Below are 14,624 nucleotides of genomic sequence, written 5' to 3' on the forward strand. Positions count from 1 at the left end.
CAGCGGCGGCGGTGTCCACCACCGCACCCCGATCCGACTCCAACTCCGCGACGCGCCTCTCGAGTTCGTCGGACGGGCTGAGCAGCGTGCGGACCAGGACACGGTCGACGTTGGTCAGCCACCGAGCGACCCAGGGCAGCACGAGCCAGCCGACGAGCAGTCCCGTGAGCGCGACGTAGAAGGTCAGAACGCCCCAGGGCAGCCGGATGAAGGCGTACAACGCGTGCCGCCAGGCCACCGAGTCCGTCAGGTGCGCCCACAGCCAGGAGAACAGGCCGGGGTTGGGTACGTGGACCGGGCTCGGCTCCTCGACGCGTACGCCCAGCAGCGCGCGGGCACGGGAGCGCTCCAGCCGGCCGAACAGCCGGCAGCCGAGCAGGCCCAGGGTGAGCAGCGGCAGCCCGATGACGGTGAGCGAGAGCCCTCCGCCGACGGATGCCGCGACCGCGACGTAGACGAAGCCGATGATGCCGATGGGCATGTTGCTGAGGAGATGCGCCACCTCCCGCCAGGTCTGTGCGGTGAGTGGCGCACGGGGTGCGGGAAGGCGGTCGTCGTCGGTTTTCGGCGGGCTCGCGGTCATACGCCTCAGCTTGCCGGGCGGGGGGTGCCGGCGCCATGGGGAGGGTGGGGGAGTGGGGNACAACGCGTGCCGCCAGGCCACCGAGTCCGTCAGGTGCGCCCACAGCCAGGAGAACAGGCCGGGGTTGGGTACGTGGACCGGGCTCGGCTCCTCGACGCGTACGCCCAGCAGCGCGCGGGCACGGGAGCGCTCCAGCCGGCCGAACAGCCGGCAGCCGAGCAGGCCCAGGGTGAGCAGCGGCAGCCCGATGACGGTGAGCGAGAGCCCTCCGCCGACGGATGCCGCGACCGCGACGTAGACGAAGCCGATGATGCCGATGGGCATGTTGCTGAGGAGATGCGCCACCTCCCGCCAGGTCTGTGCGGTGAGTGGCGCACGGGGTGCGGGAAGGCGGTCGTCGTCGGTTTTCGGCGGGCTCGCGGTCATACGCCTCAGCTTGCCGGGCGGGGGGTGCCGGCGCCATGGGGAGGGTGGGGGAGTGGGGGTGGGGTTAACCCCCGGGCGAGGCATCGTACGCCCTGGGCCTGGGGCGGGCGTCGCCTGGGCGCGTACGCCGTGCGACCGCGACGGCGCTCGGGGCGTACGGGAGCGGGGGCAGGAGCGTGCGGAAGCGGGCCGGAAACGAGGCCGTGGCGGTCGGTTGCCGGCTGGTGACTCCGTACTGCGGATGTCCTGATTGCGTATCAAGCGCCGGACATGCGTTGCCCGTGGGATTTCGCGGCTGTTATCCAGGAAGTAGCCATGGCGGTCACCCGCCGTGTCCCGGAGAGACGGCGGTGTGGACCGGCAGACCTGCGAGGGGAGGGACACACGTGAAGTTCGACATGGGAGACCAGGCGCTCTCGAGCCTGATCAAGCAGTCCCGGGGGTCGTCCGACGACCTGGGTGGGCTGATCAAGGAGTTGTTGGCCGCCGCTCAGCCGCTGGAGGGCAAGTTCAACGGTGCCGGCAAGGCCGCTTTCGACAGGTTCAAGGCGAACTCCGACGAGATCACGGCGTCGTTGAACAGCGCCCTGGCCTCGATCCTGGGCGGACAGTCCGGGATGGAGAAGGCGTTCGGCTCCGGCGAACAGGAGTCCTCGGAGAACGCGCAGCAGGCGATGTCAGCGGCGAATTTCGACGCGGCCCGATTCAGCGGTCGTTGACGAGGGGGTGGGTGAACCATGGCGTTGGACCGGCGTAGTTACGACACCGGTGCTTCGGGAGAGGTGCAGGGCAGTCTCTCCGGAATCATCGGCCGGCTGGAAGCGGTGATATCGGAGCGGGACCGTCAGGTGAAGGCCGCGATGGCCGACTTCCAGGCGGACGGCGTATCCGACCAGTACCACGGTGTCGAGCAGCGGTGGAACCGCTCGGCCGGGGAGGTGCGGGAGATCATCCGACTGCTGCGCCGCACGTTGGAGAACAACGACGGCACCGCGCAGCAGACTCTGCAGCGGGCGAAGGGCGCGGTCGACGGCATCGGCTGAGGCGCGTACGAGCGGCGTACGAAAGCGCGCACGGACCGCAGGGGGTGAAGTGCGGTGAAGTGGGACCTGAAACCCACGGACATCAACGGTGTCCTGACGAGCACCGCGGAAGTGGCCAAGGGTTTCGAGAAGCAGGTCAAGTCCTACGGCGGCAACCTCAAGAGCGCCGCCTCCTCGGCGGGGACGCTGGACATGGGTGAGGGCAAGGCTCCGGAGGCCGGACTGGTGGGCTTGGCACTGTCGCAGTTCGCCGAGAACACCGAGACGGACCTGCGGTTCATCGCCGCACGGGCCGGCAAGTCCATCGAGGGCGCCGGCAAGGCCACCGAGGCGTACCTGAACGGCGACCTGGCGATGGCGGCCGAAGCACAGAGCGAAGCGCAGAAGAAGCCCGACCTGGATATGCCGGGGGAAGGCCAGGGCGGCGGAAAGTAGGAGATTCCGAGGGGGGCTCGGTCGTGGGCAAGGAGATGATTGACCCGTCGGGCGTACCGGATTTCACCGGGAGCCTGGAACAGTTGGCCAAGGATGTGAAGGGCCTACGGGGGGACGCGGGCGACATCCGGGACACCGGCGCGGACACGCATGCGAACTTCCAGGGGCTGTCCGCGTTCTACACGGCACCGGAGGCCGAGCAGCTCTTCGCCACGACCGAGCCGGTCAAGACCCGGGCGGACACGTTCGCCTCGGATCTGGAGACCGTGGCCGACGCACTGGACAGCTACGCCTCCGAGGTGGAACCCATCATCGCGAAGCTCAAGCGTCTCAAGGCCGACGCCAAGGACTTCGTGGCCTCCGTCGAGGACGACGACGAGTGGAAGTACGACGAGGACAAGGTCGACCGGAACAACGAACTGCTGACAAGCATCTCCACCGCGGTGGCGGAGTTCTGGGCGGCGGAGCGTACCGCCGCGAACAAGATCACCAAGTTGTTCGGCGGTACGCACTGGGTGGCTGGCGACGGCTCGGGCGCCAAGAACATGTACGGCTTCTCCGCCGAGGACATGAAGAAGGCCGGAAAGACGCCCTGGGGGAAGGCCGTAAAGGAGAAGCACCACTGGTACGAGGTGGGCCACTGGGCCAAGAGCTTCGTCTGGGACGGCATCATCGTCGACGGGATCTGGGGCACCCTCAAGGGACTAGGCGGACTGGTCGGCCTACAGGGCTGGGAGACCTTCACCCAGTCCTGGAAGGGGCTGGGCCAGTTGGCCACAGGGCTGGTCGTCATCAGCAACCCGGTCAACATGCTGGGCTACTCGCTGATGCCGGACGGTGCGGTGAAGAACTGGATCGACGACAGTGTGAACACGACCAAGGAGGTCGGCAAGTCCCTGGTGGCCTGGGACCAGTGGGGCAAGAACCCGGCGCGGGCAGCCGGGTTGACGGTGTTCAACGTGGTCACCACGGTCGCCACCGCCGGCACGGGCGCCGTGGCGAAGACCGGCACCGCGGGGAAGGTCGTGGCGGCGGCGGGGAAGGCGGGCAAGGCCATCGACCCGATGACGTACATCGGCAAGGCGGCCAGCGCCGGGCTCGGCAAGCTACCCAAGATCAGCGACGTGACGGCCAGCCTGAAGAACCTCAGCACGATCGAAGCCGTCGAGTTGCCGAACGGTGGTGTACGTCTGCCCGATGGGCAGCCGGTGCCGCCGGGCTCGGCGCTGCCCGAGCTGCCCGCCGGTACGAACGCCGTCGAACTGCCGGATGGTTCCGTTCAGTTGCCCGACGGGAGCACTCTGCGCCCGGACGGCTCGTTGGAGAGCCCCACCGGCGCACCGGTCCAGGCCGGGGACGAGGCGCCCGTGGAGGCGCCGGCCACCGAGCGTGCGGGTGGTTCCAAGCCGGACGAGGCTCTGCCGGGTCGCGCCGTGCCGGAACAGGAGCTGGTGGGGGCGGGCGCCCGTACCAACCCCGGCGAGGTGACGGCCCAGGTCGGCGACGACCTCCCGGCCGGCGGCCACACTCCTGACCTCCCGGGCGGCTCCGTCACGGACAACACCCCGACTGGTCCGACAGCACAGGCCGGGGACAACCCGCCTACCGGCGGCACGGGCGGCCGAGGCGGTAACTCCCCGAGTGGCCCAGGAAACGGCGGATACACACCCGTCAACGGCCCCGACGTCGGCGGGGGAGCGGGCCCAGGTGGGGGCGGGGGGCCGGATTCCGGTGGAGCCCCTGAGCCAGGCGGCGGACGGGGTGGCGGCCCCGGCGCTGAAGGCGGGGGGTATGAACCTTCCGGCGAGGGGGGTGTTGGCGACGATGCGACTCCCTCACCCGCGCCGGAAGGTCCTTCTGGACCGGTGAGCGAGGGTGGCTCGGAGGCCGGTCGCGGCGCTAACCCGCCTGGCGAGGGATCTGGTTCGGGACGGAAGAGCTGGCCAGCGTCCGAGGAAGTCCAAGGCCCGGCGAGGGGGAAGGAACTCCGTGAGCCGCATCCGCGACACACTTTCGGTGGAATCAAGCACGGTGAGGTAAAGCCCGAGAACAGCCTCATTCTCCCGGAGGTCAGACAGAGCGTGCGGACTGACATTGAGCAGATAGCGAAGGGGGAAGCACACTTCAATCCTGTAACCCAGCGTTATGAGATAAATGGCAGGGTGTACGGAGTGGAATCGTCCGGGACAGTGTTTCCCGACTCGGGGCAAGGGATCGTCAAACTGAACAGGGTTGAGTACGACGCCTTGAAGCAGATCGCACGTGTGGGGGGCGATATGAGCAAGCTTGAGAAGATGTTCGAGAACGCCCCGAAGTTCAAGGACAATCCAGAAGCAGTGCAGAGGGCCAAGCAGCTGTATCGGGAGCACGCATGATGTACAACCTGCTTACAGTGGGCGCGATGGCCGATGTCGGGGAGTTCCTCGCCGAACTGTTCCGAGTCGCCCCGGGCGATGTCGACGTGTCAGTGGACACGGAATACGAGGATCGGAACTGGGACGCGAGCGTGTCCTGTGAATACGCTGAGACGCACGGGGACCTGCACCGGTCCCTCAGCGTGTACGTCGCGGAGTCCGTTTCCGAGGAGCCGAGCGAGGAGACGGTGGCGCTCGAGATGGCCCGATGGCTCGGCGCTCCGGTCCTCTTCCCCGGCGCCGAGACCGTGCCCACAGTGTGGCGCGTAGCGACCGCGGGTGGACAGGTGACGCACGCTCGGGTGATCGAGCCGGAGGACGAGTCGGGGAGCACCCGAGTGACCGAGGTCGAGGTACCTGTACCCGAGTTCCCTGAGTCCGTGGTCACCGGCTTTCCGGACATCATCAAGGAGGTCCAACTCCCCACGCCCGTCGTGGATGCGTGGGCGACCGCCCAGACGGTGGAGGGGGAGCGGAGGACACTGCGCGGGCTGCTGGTGAACTGGGAGCGGCTGACCGTACGCATGGACGAGGGGTGGCCCCCGTCCCACTGGTATCCCTCGGACCTGTACGTGGACGATCTTCGGCTGCGCGACCAGGTGGAGAGCCGGGTCGGGCAGCTGTCGGAGAAGGATCGCTCGGCGGTGGAGCGGGTGCTGACCGAACTGGACGCCCTGTACCGCGAGCGCACCGTGGACGACGGGGGAACGGCTCTCGCTCGGGCGTGCGAGATCTCACAGAACGAGCTGTCCGGACGTCCCTGGTACTGGCGGCGTCGGCCGGCACCGCTGCCCTGGGAGTCAGCCCCGGCGGCGCGGATCGCGAGCTGACGGGAACTCAGTGGTCGGCCGCGTGCTGGACACCTGCTGACCGTGCGCGAGGGGTCTCTGACCTGCGTTGTCTCAAGTTATCCACAGGCTGGGTCGACTGGGGTGGCTGGAACGGCGCTGGGAAGTATGGTGAGAATTCAGCGCACTTGGTGAGGAGGGGACACCTTGGCTCGCGACTACGACAGTCAATTGCTCGAATCGGTTTCGGTGCGGCGCAGGAGGCTGAGAGACGCCTTGCTGTTCGGCTCGCAACGAATGCGCCGGAGCCTTGACGAGGGCGCGGGGAAACTCTTCGGCGGTATCGCCTTGGCAGCGGTGGTGTGCGCGGGTTGCGTCGGATGGTCGTTCATCTCGGACCGAATGCTGGATGACGACAAGAAGGACACCGGTAGTTCCGCGACCCGTACGGAGACCGTGACGATCGTGCCGAGAGCGAAGCCAGCGGGGATCACGAAGGTCACGGAGACCACGAGGATATCGCCGTGACGGCGGGGAAAGGCGCGGACACGGCGGAGCGACGCACAGTGTTGAGCAGGGTGACCCTGATCGGCGAACGGCGACGGATCGACATGCTGCTGCCCGCCGGGGAACCGGTCGGCGAACTCCTGCCGGACATCCTGCGGTTGCTCGGCGACCGGCCAGGGCCACAGCCACTCCTGCGTCGACTCGTCACGCCCGATGGTGCGGTGCTGGCGCAGGACGACACGCTGGGCTCTGCGGGGATAGCCGACGGCATGGTGCTACGCCTCGTGCGGGCACAGGAGACGCCTCCCGCGCCCGTCGTGCACGACGTGACCGACGAGACCTCCGACGATCTGGACGTGCGCGACTGGCGCTGGGGTCAGCGTGCGCGGACGTGGACCGCAGGCGTGGCCTGCGTGGTGTTGGGCCTGGTCGCCGCGGTGGCGGCACGCGACTGGCTCGGCGCGGACGAGGTCGTGCTGCCGCTGGTGATCACGGCGGTCACGCTCGCGGTGATCGGGGCGTCCGTGGCTCGTTGGGGCGAGGGGTCCCTGGGCACCACCGTGGTCCTGCTCGCGGGGGTGCTCGGCGTGTTCGCCGCGTGGACGGCGACGGGAGACGTGGAGACGCGTCTCGCCGCCGTGGCGCTGCCGGTGTGCGGCACGCTGCTGTTGCTGGGCGTGTGCACCGGAGTGGGCCGGGGCGGGGTTATCGGTGCCGGGGCGGCCGCACTGTTCGTCGGTGGTTGGGAGTTGGGGTGGGCGTTGACCGACGGAGCACGGGTGGGTGTGGCGCTGGGCGTGGTGTCGGTGTTGTCGCTGGGGTTCCTGCCCCGGTTCGCGTTGATGAGTGTGGGCCTGACCCAGCTGGACGATCGGCGCTCCCAGGGGGTTTCCGTGAGCCGCCACCAGGTCGATCTCGCACTGGCCGCCACGCACCGGGGATTGGCGTCGGCCACTGTGGTCACCGCCTTGTCCGCCGCGGTCGGCGGCTGGCTCGCGGTCTCGGAGGCCGACTCCTGGACGGTGGCGACGGGCTTGCTGCTGAGCGTGGTGCTCTTCTCCCGTTCGCGGGCCTTTCCACTCGCTCTCGAGGTTGTCGCCCTGCAGATCGCGGGTACCTCTCTGGTGGTGCGGCTGCTTGTGCTGTGGGCCGACCAGGGCTCCGCCAGCGGGCCGTTGGCCGCGTTGGGTGCCCTCGCGCTGTTGCCGCTGCTGGTGCTGGCCGTACGACCGCCGGAGCACGTGCGAGTGCGCTTGCGGCGCATGACGAACCTCATCGAGTCGATCAGTGTGGTCGTGCTGATCCCGGTCGCCATCGGGGCGTTCGGGGCGTATGGCCGACTGTTGGACACGTTCTGAAGGGGGTGACTGACGATGACACCGCGGGGGGACTGGCAGCGCCATGTTCTCCAGGACCTGAACGACCCTTCGGCCGCCTCTTCGGGAAGTAGCCGCGAGGAGGCCCATCCCGGCGGGTCGCGGGAGGGCGCCGGAGCGGGCGTACCACCGGAGGGCGAAAGGACAGCGGACGGGGACGGCCCCGCCGCCGGCGGAGGTGGTCCGACGCTCTCGGTCACGGGGCTCGGCGCCGGATCGCCCCAGCGGCCTGCGGCCCCACCGGACGCAACCCCACAATCGCCACCCACCCCCGTGTCCATGCCGGTTGTCGCGCCGGAGGTCGCACCGGCCCAGGGCCGCCAGCGGCACGGTGACACCACGGTGGGGCGTGCCCTCGCGATGCTGCGGCGGCTGTTCTCCGCCACCGCCGCGGAGAGCACCACACTGACCGAGTACGCGCGTTCTATACAGCAACCTCTCACCACGGGTCGCCAGATCGCGGTGACCAGTATTCGTGGCGGAGCAGGGAAGACGACGGTCGCCGCGCTCCTCGCGCTCACCTACGCGCACTACCGCACCGACCCCGTCCTGGCACTCGAGGCCGACCCCGCGCTGGGCACGCTGCCGCGTAGCCTGGGCGCCACCGAGATCCGCTGGTCGTGCGCCGACCTGGCCCGTCTGGTCGATCCGTCCATGCAGCTCACGGACCTCACGGGTTACCTGGTGCCGTATCCGGGAGGGTGGTTGCTGCCCGCCAGCCAGGGCACGATCGGCGGTCAACTCGACGTCGAGTCCTACCGGATCGTCATGACCGCGATGCGGCGCTACTTCGGCACGACGGTGGTGGACTGCGAGACCCTGCCCGCCGAGGTGGCGCGTACGGCGGTGACCACGACCCAGGCCCGGGTGCTTGCGACACCGGCCACCGTGGAGGGCGTGGCCGCCACGCGCACCATCCTGGACTGGCTCGGTGGCCTGCACCGCAGCATGCGGCCGACGACGGTCGTGGCGCTGACCCACACCAGCCCGGACACGACCATGGACGTACGCCGCGCCACGGAGCATCTCCAGCACGGTGGGGCCCAGGTGGCGGTGTTGCCGTACGACCGTCATCTGGCGGCCGGTGGTGAGGTGCGGACGTCGTTGCTCGCCGGGGAGACACGAAGGGCGGTGGCTCGATTGACGGCGATGGTCACGGACTGCGCCATGTCGCGGGAGCGTCGTGCCTCGGGGACGTCGCGATGAGCACCCGGATCGTTCACCGACCGGCCCGTAGCACCCGGCCGCTTCCTGACCCGTCCGAGCGGGTGATGGAGGCGCCGCCGAACCTGCCGGAGAAGGAGCGCGGATCGTTCGCCACCTCGCTGCTGCCCATGATGGGCGTGATGGCCTCGGTCATCATGATGACGGTCGTCCGCAACAGCCAGTTCGCGGCGATCGGAGCCATCGTGCTGGTCGTCGCGGTCGTCGGCGGTCTGTTCATGCTGTTCTCACAGCGCGGCAAGGCACAGCGAACTCGCCGGGCGCAGCGTGAGAGCTATCTGGAGTATCTGGAGGAGCTGCGCGAGGAGTTGAGTGCGGAGAATCGCGAGAGGCGCGCCGCCGCCCGGGTGTTGGCACCGCCACCGGAGGCGTTGTACGACCTGGTCAACGACCCGGCCCGGTTGTGGGAGCGGCGCCGTACGGACCGGGACTTCCTGGACGTCCGGATCGGTACCGGCCATCGTCCGGTCCGTCATCTCACCATGCCGGAGCGCGGCGGCAGCGTGCTGACCCCCGCGGACCCGTTCATGCTGAACGAGGCGGCCGGCCTTCAGGATCGTTTCGCGGCGGTGCCGGAGGCGCCGTTGACCGTGCCGCTCGACCGGGTGGGCAACGTCAGCGTGCTGGGTCCGCGCGAGTCCGTCCTGGCCGTGGCCCGTACGCTCGCGATCCAGGCTGCCGTGTCACACGCGCCCGATGACCTCGCCTTCGCCCTGACCGCACCGGAGAGCCGGATCCCGGACTGGGAGTGGGCGAAGTGGCTCCCGCACATCCAGGACTCGCGGGAGTTGGACGGCCCGGTGAGCGCCCGTCGGATCGTCCCGGACCGTGCCCAGCTGAACACCGCGCTCGGCGGCGAGTTGCGGGAGCGCGCCGCGTACGCCGCGGAGGTGCGCCGAGGTCTGGCGAACCGGGACGCACTCCGGCTCGCCAAGCGGCTGCTGGTGCTCAGCGACGGGTACGGCGCCGCGGCCGAGGAGCCGGCTCGTCCTGATGAGGCGGTGTCCCTGACCGACATGGGCGTCACGGTGCTTCACATGCTGTCGCGCCAGATCGACGAGCCCGACCAGGTGTCGTTGCGTATCACCGTGGACGAGGACGGGCGGGACGTGACGATCGAGGACCTGAGGGGCACCGAACCCGCCGTTATGCGGGGCACGTTGGATGAGGTCACGATGAGTGGTGCGGCGGGCCTGGCGCGTGCGCTGGCGCCACTGCGACTGTCCGCCGAATCCGCCGCGGCCGGGGTGCCGTTGTCCGGGCCGGTGGACTTCACCGAACTGATGGGCGTGGATGACCCGTCCGCCCTGGACACCCGGAAACTCTGGGCTCCTCGCGGCCAGCAGTCGTTCCTGCGGGTGCCGGTCGGGCTCGGTGACTCGCGCGAACCAGTGTTGCTGGACCTGAAGGAGTCGGCCGAACTGGGCATGGGCCCACACGGCCTGTGCGTCGGCGCGACCGGATCCGGCAAGAGCGAACTCCTGCGTACGCTCGTCCTCGCCCTGGTCACCACCCATCCGCCGGAGGACCTGGCGATGGTGCTGGTCGACTACAAGGGCGGGGCCACCTTCGCGCCGTTCGCGCCCCTGCCGCATGTCGCGGGCATCGTCACCAATCTGGAGAACCGCGCCGGGCTGGTGGAGCGGGTGCACGCGAGCCTCGCCGGCGAGGTGCAGCGGCGGCAGCAGGTCCTCAAGGACGCCGGCGACATCGCCGATATCTCCAGTTACGCCGCCGCTCGCGTCGAGCGGCCGGAGCTGGAGCCGTTGCCGCACCTGTTCGTGGTCATCGACGAGTTCGGCGAACTACTCACCGCGAAACCGGACTTCATCGACCTCTTCCTGTCCATCGGCCGCATCGGCCGCTCCATCGGCGTGCATCTGCTGCTGTCCAGCCAACGCATTGAGGGCGGCAGGCTGAAGGGGCTGGACACCTACCTCTCGTACCGGTTGGGGCTGCGCACCTTCTCGCCCGAGGAGTCCCGCACTGTGTTGGACACGCCGGACGCGTATCACCTGCCGCCGATACCGGGTTTCGGCTACCTGAAGGTGGATACCAGCGCCTACGACCGGTTCAAGGCCAGTTATGTCTCCGGCCCCTACCGCGGACCCGTACGTCCCGAGGTCGACGGCGAAGACGGCCCGTCCGTACACCCGTACCCGGCGTACAACACCCTGGCGCCGGACGCGGAAGCCGGTGCGGGCGACTTCGAGCCGGCCCCCGCCAGTCGCACCGTGGGACCCACCCTGCTGTCCACCATGGTCGGCCAACTCGCCGACGCCGCCCCGCCGGTGACGCAGATCTGGTTGCCGCCGCTGCCTGAGCTGCTGACGCTGGACGCCGTGGCCGGGCCGATCGAGGTCACGGCGGACGGCATGCGGCTGGCTGCTCGTCCGGCGGGGCCGATGCGTGTCCCGCTGGGGTTGCTGGACGATCCGGCCCGGCAGTGGCAGGGCCAGTGGCTCCTTGACCTGACCGTCGCGGGTGGGCACGTCACGGTCATCGGAGGGCCGCAGTCCGGTAAGACGACGCTGCTGCGCACCATGGTCCTGTCCCTCGCCTTGATGCACACTCCGCGGGACGTCGGCGTGTACGGCCTCGACCTGGTGGGCGGGGGCCTGCAGATGCTCGGCCGGTTGCCGCACGTCGGCGGTGTCGCCGGGCGGACGGATCGGGAGCGGCTGAGCCGTACGGTCGAGGAGGTCCGCGCCATGCTGGCCGAGCGGGAGGAGCTGTTCCGGACCGAGGGAATCGACTCGGTGGAGGAGCTGCGGCGGTTGCGGGCCGCGGGCCGACTGACGCCCGACCAGGAACGCCGCGTCGGCTCCACCGATGTCGTGCTCGTCATCGATGGCTACGGCGCGCTCCGGGAGGAGTTCGAGGAGCTGGACGAGGCGGTCACCGACGTGCTCAAGCGGGGCGGTGGTTACGGCGTCCATGTGGTGGCCGCCATGCTCCGCTGGAACGACGTTCGGATCGCCGCGCAGTCGGCGTTCGGCACCCGTGTGGAACTACGGCTCAACGACCCCTCGGACAGCAGCGTCAGCCGGCGGCTCGCCGAGACGATCCGCGCGGACGAGCCGGGTCGGACACTGACCGATGGCAAGCTGTTCGCACAGACCGCGCTGCCGCGCATCGACGGGCTGGCCTCGGCGGAGGAGCCGGGTGCCGCCGCGGAGCAGGCCGTGGACGCCATTCGCTCCCAGTGGTCCGGCCCCGCCGCGCCGCCCGTACGGGTGTTGCCAGCCCGGCTGAGCCCGAGACGGTTGCCGACCGTGCGCAGCGAGCGCACGCGGCTGCCGATCGGGCTGGACCAGAGCGCGCTGGAGCCGGTGCTCCTCGACCTGTTCCAGCACGACCAGCACCTCGTGGTGCTCGGCGACTCGGAGTGTGGCAAGACCAATCTGCTGCGGCTGATCGCCCGTGGCCTGATGGCCCGGCACAGCGCGGACGACCTGGTCTTCGCCGTGCTGGACCCGCGGCGGGGTCTGCACAGCCTGGTGCCCGAGGAGTACCGCGGCGGTTACGCGCACAACGCCCAGCTCGCCCTCCGGCTGTCCGCGGGCATCGCCACCGAACTGGACAAGCGCATGCCGGACGAGACCGTGCCGCCGGAGGTGCTGGCCGCCGGTGGCGCCGCCCCGACGGGGCCGCGGATCGTGGTGCTGGTGGATGACTACGACGTGCTCGCCACGGCGGGTCAACAGCCCCTGGAGCCCTTCGTGCGGTATCTGCCCTCCGCTCCGGACATCGGCCTGCACTTCGTGGTCACGCGACGCGCCGCGGGTGCTTCGCGGGCGTTGTATGAACCGTTCCTGATGACGCTGCGGGAGAGCGGTACGGCTGGCCTGGTCATGGCGGGCGAGCGGGCCGAGGGACAGGTCTTTCCCGGCGTGTACCCGGCACGCCAGCCACCGGGGCGAGGCGCGTTGATCCGCCGCGGTGAACCTCAGCGGCTGATCCAGACGGCACTGGCCGAGGACGAGGACGACGAGGACGGTTGACGAGTTGACCACGGACAGGATCGCGCTCACCGAGAGCATGCCGGACGCCTGGAGCCTGCTGGCAGGGCTGATGTCCGGAGGCCCCGACACCACGCTCGACACCGGAGCGGAGGGCGCGCTGCTGCGGTTGTGTGACACGGAGGGCCGACCACTGGCCACGGTCGAGGCCCCGATGCTGGTCCGTACGAGCAGCGAGGTCGAGCGGCTGCTCGGCGTCCCGGCCGACGGACCGGTCTGGTGGACCGAGGTGCGGGCCGCGACCGGTGTGGAGGGCGCCGTGGAGCTGGCCGGCACAGCCGTCAGTCGTCTGGTCGCTCGGCTCGGTGGCCGGGTCTGGCCGGCGGAGGCCGCCGCGCCCGACCATGGCAGCGCCCCGGTGACACCGGGCACGGCCACGGCCATACCTGCGGCGGCCCAGCCCGCGGTGGACGTACTCACCGAGACGACCGCGGTGGTCGTCCAGGAGCGGCCGGTGGTGGCGATGACGGCGTGGCTCTCGGACGCGTTGCGGGCGACGGCGGAGAGCGAGCGCGGGCTGCACCTCGTCACGCCGGACACCTCCCGTCTCACCCTCCCCACCCGCACGGCGTTGTCCGGGCCGCCCAACCGATGGGTGGTGCAGGACGGTGCGGGAGGCTATTACGACGGGCTCTCCGGCGCGCGACTGCGCTGGCAGGACGGCACTTTCCAGTCCTCCGGAGCGCTCGCCGAGTGCTTCACGAGTGGTGATACCGGCGAGGTCGGCCAGGCCGGCGAGGAGACCCAGCTTCTGCTGTCCTTCCGTACGCGACAGCGATCCAGCCCCGAACTGTCGCTCGGCGGCGCGCTGGAGACCGTGTGGGAAGCGGTGACCGGGGCGCCGCCGGCGGGCTGGGGCACCGCCGAACCAGCCGGATCGCCCTGGTCACGACAGCAGTTGACCGACTTCGTACGCGACCGTGCCCCCGAGTCCACCTGGCTGGTGGCCGTCGGTTCCGGGGAGCGTGCGGTGGTGGCCACGCACCGCACGGACGTCACCACCAGCGGCGTCGAGGAGGACGTCACGCTCGCGCTGGGGTACCCGGCCGGTCAGGGTCTGCCGCTGCCTGGTCTGGTGGAGTTGGCCGCCCGGCTGGTCGCCGAGCACGGACTGGTCTCGATGCTGGTACAACGACGCGCGGCACGCGCCGACCTGACGGTGCCGGCACGCCTCGAAGCGCCGCCGATCCCGTTGGCGTTCGCCCTGGGTAGCGTCGACATGGACGAGGTCGGTGTGGAACGGGCTCGTAGCACCCCACTGCCCGGAGCACCTGTGCAGCTGGGTCCGGCCGGTGACGCGGGCTTCTACTACGAGTTGCCCGCGCCCGACCCGGCGACGGCCTGGGAATGGCTGCACGAGCTCTTCGCCCACCTGGACGTGGCGAGACAGGGGGAGACACATGCCGAAGACTGACGCGCCGGACCGGCGATAGGTTCGGATGTTCCCGCGTCGATATGAGGCTGGGGAACATGTCTGACGAGAACCCACTGATCGGAAGCATGCGACAGGCAGTCCGTGCGGCACCTGAAGACGTGCCGTTGCGGCTGCATTTGGCACAGCTGCTCCTGGACGCCGGGCAGGAGGTGCGGCCGTGGTGGAGATCGCGACGGCGCTTCTGGGCCGACTCCGGTCGCTCTGGCCTCGCGGTTCGCTCAGCCGCGGTGGGCGTACGGCTCTGAGGAAGGCGCGCGGCGGCCGCGGACACGTGTGAGAGCGACGCTCCGGTGGGGTTCCGGCGGCTACCGGAATCGGGACAAGGGCCCCGACCCTGTCGCCGGTCGAGACCCGGGCGCTGGGCAGGATCT

At 69.9% G+C, this 14,624-nt stretch carries 11 protein-coding genes and 2 pseudogenes; 11 read left to right on the top strand and 2 right to left on the bottom strand.

The window, feature by feature from the left end; all coding sequences use genetic code 11:
- Together AN216_RS31270 and AN216_RS31275 are read right to left on the bottom strand one after the other, a co-directional pair.
- On the bottom strand, positions 1–583 hold a 583-nt coding region (locus tag AN216_RS31270; protein WP_170843098.1), incomplete at its 3' end, for a sensor domain-containing protein.
- 120 nt (positions 584–703) lie between these two features.
- A pseudogene (locus tag AN216_RS31275) lies at positions 704–1,093 on the bottom strand (sensor domain-containing protein); the annotation flags it as partial.
- Positions 1,094–1,395: 302 nt separating this feature from the next.
- Here AN216_RS31275 and AN216_RS11025 point away from each other — a divergent pair.
- From AN216_RS11025 to AN216_RS31035, 11 genes and pseudogenes are all read left to right on the top strand, one after another.
- Entirely contained in the window at positions 1,396–1,728 is a 333-nt protein-coding gene (locus tag AN216_RS11025) for a hypothetical protein (RefSeq protein WP_070196484.1), read from the top strand.
- A gap of 18 nt (positions 1,729–1,746) precedes the next feature.
- Positions 1,747–2,052 (top strand): pore-forming ESAT-6 family protein, encoded by a 306-nt coding sequence (locus AN216_RS11030; protein ID WP_070196485.1) that lies wholly within the window; start codon positions 1,747–1,749, stop codon positions 2,050–2,052.
- Between the two features lie 54 nt (positions 2,053–2,106).
- A complete protein-coding gene (locus AN216_RS11035; RefSeq protein WP_070196486.1) occupies positions 2,107–2,487 on the top strand; it encodes a DUF6507 family protein in 381 nt (126 codons plus the stop codon).
- A 35-nt stretch (positions 2,488–2,522) separates the two neighbouring features.
- Entirely contained in the window at positions 2,523–4,862 is a 2,340-nt protein-coding gene (locus AN216_RS11040) for a hypothetical protein (protein WP_139140903.1), read from the top strand.
- Positions 4,859–5,731, top strand: coding sequence for a hypothetical protein (locus AN216_RS11045; RefSeq protein WP_070196488.1), 873 nt, complete (start codon positions 4,859–4,861; stop codon positions 5,729–5,731). The genes AN216_RS11040 and AN216_RS11045 overlap by 4 nt, the downstream gene beginning before the upstream one ends.
- Before the next feature lie 165 nt (positions 5,732–5,896).
- A complete protein-coding gene (locus AN216_RS30165; protein WP_244502419.1) occupies positions 5,897–6,217 on the top strand; it encodes a hypothetical protein in 321 nt (106 codons plus the stop codon).
- Positions 6,214–7,554, top strand: a complete 1,341-nt coding sequence (locus AN216_RS11055; protein WP_275522236.1) for an EsaB/YukD family protein — start codon at positions 6,214–6,216, stop codon at positions 7,552–7,554. Before AN216_RS30165 ends, AN216_RS11055 begins: the two co-directional genes overlap by 4 nt.
- 297 nt (positions 7,555–7,851) lie before the next feature.
- Positions 7,852–8,778: a nucleotide-binding protein gene (locus tag AN216_RS11060; protein WP_070196587.1), complete on the top strand. Its 927-nt coding sequence runs from the start codon at positions 7,852–7,854 to the stop codon at positions 8,776–8,778.
- Positions 8,775–12,800 (top strand): type VII secretion protein EccCa, encoded by a 4,026-nt coding sequence (gene eccCa, locus AN216_RS11065; protein ID WP_070196489.1) that lies wholly within the window; start codon positions 8,775–8,777, stop codon positions 12,798–12,800. Before AN216_RS11060 ends, eccCa begins: the two co-directional genes overlap by 4 nt.
- Positions 12,801–12,804: 4 nt before the next feature.
- The gene (locus tag AN216_RS11070) at positions 12,805–14,232 is read left to right on the top strand and encodes a DUF6177 family protein (RefSeq protein WP_070196490.1); all 1,428 of its coding nucleotides are present in this window, start codon (positions 12,805–12,807) and stop codon (positions 14,230–14,232) included.
- A gap of 56 nt (positions 14,233–14,288) precedes the next feature.
- A pseudogene (locus AN216_RS31035) lies at positions 14,289–14,434 on the top strand (ATP-binding protein); the annotation flags it as partial.
- Positions 14,435–14,624 lie beyond the last annotated feature (190 nt).

Origin of the sequence: Streptomyces oceani (assembly GCF_001751245.1) — a bacterium.
Taxonomy (GTDB): Bacteria; Actinomycetota; Actinomycetes; order Streptomycetales; family Streptomycetaceae; genus Streptomyces; species Streptomyces oceani.

Coding starts and splice junctions, on each gene's coding strand:
- AN216_RS11040 (WP_139140903.1), top strand. CDS start 2,523: ATGATTGACCCGTCGGGCGTACCGGATTTCACCGGGAGCCTGGAACAG.
- AN216_RS11030 (WP_070196485.1), top strand. CDS start 1,747: ATGGCGTTGGACCGGCGTAGTTACGACACCGGTGCTTCGGGAGAGGTG.
- AN216_RS11045 (WP_070196488.1), top strand. CDS start 4,859: ATGATGTACAACCTGCTTACAGTGGGCGCGATGGCCGATGTCGGGGAG.
- eccCa (WP_070196489.1), top strand. CDS start 8,775: ATGAGCACCCGGATCGTTCACCGACCGGCCCGTAGCACCCGGCCGCTT.
- AN216_RS11060 (WP_070196587.1), top strand. CDS start 7,852: ATGCCGGTTGTCGCGCCGGAGGTCGCACCGGCCCAGGGCCGCCAGCGG.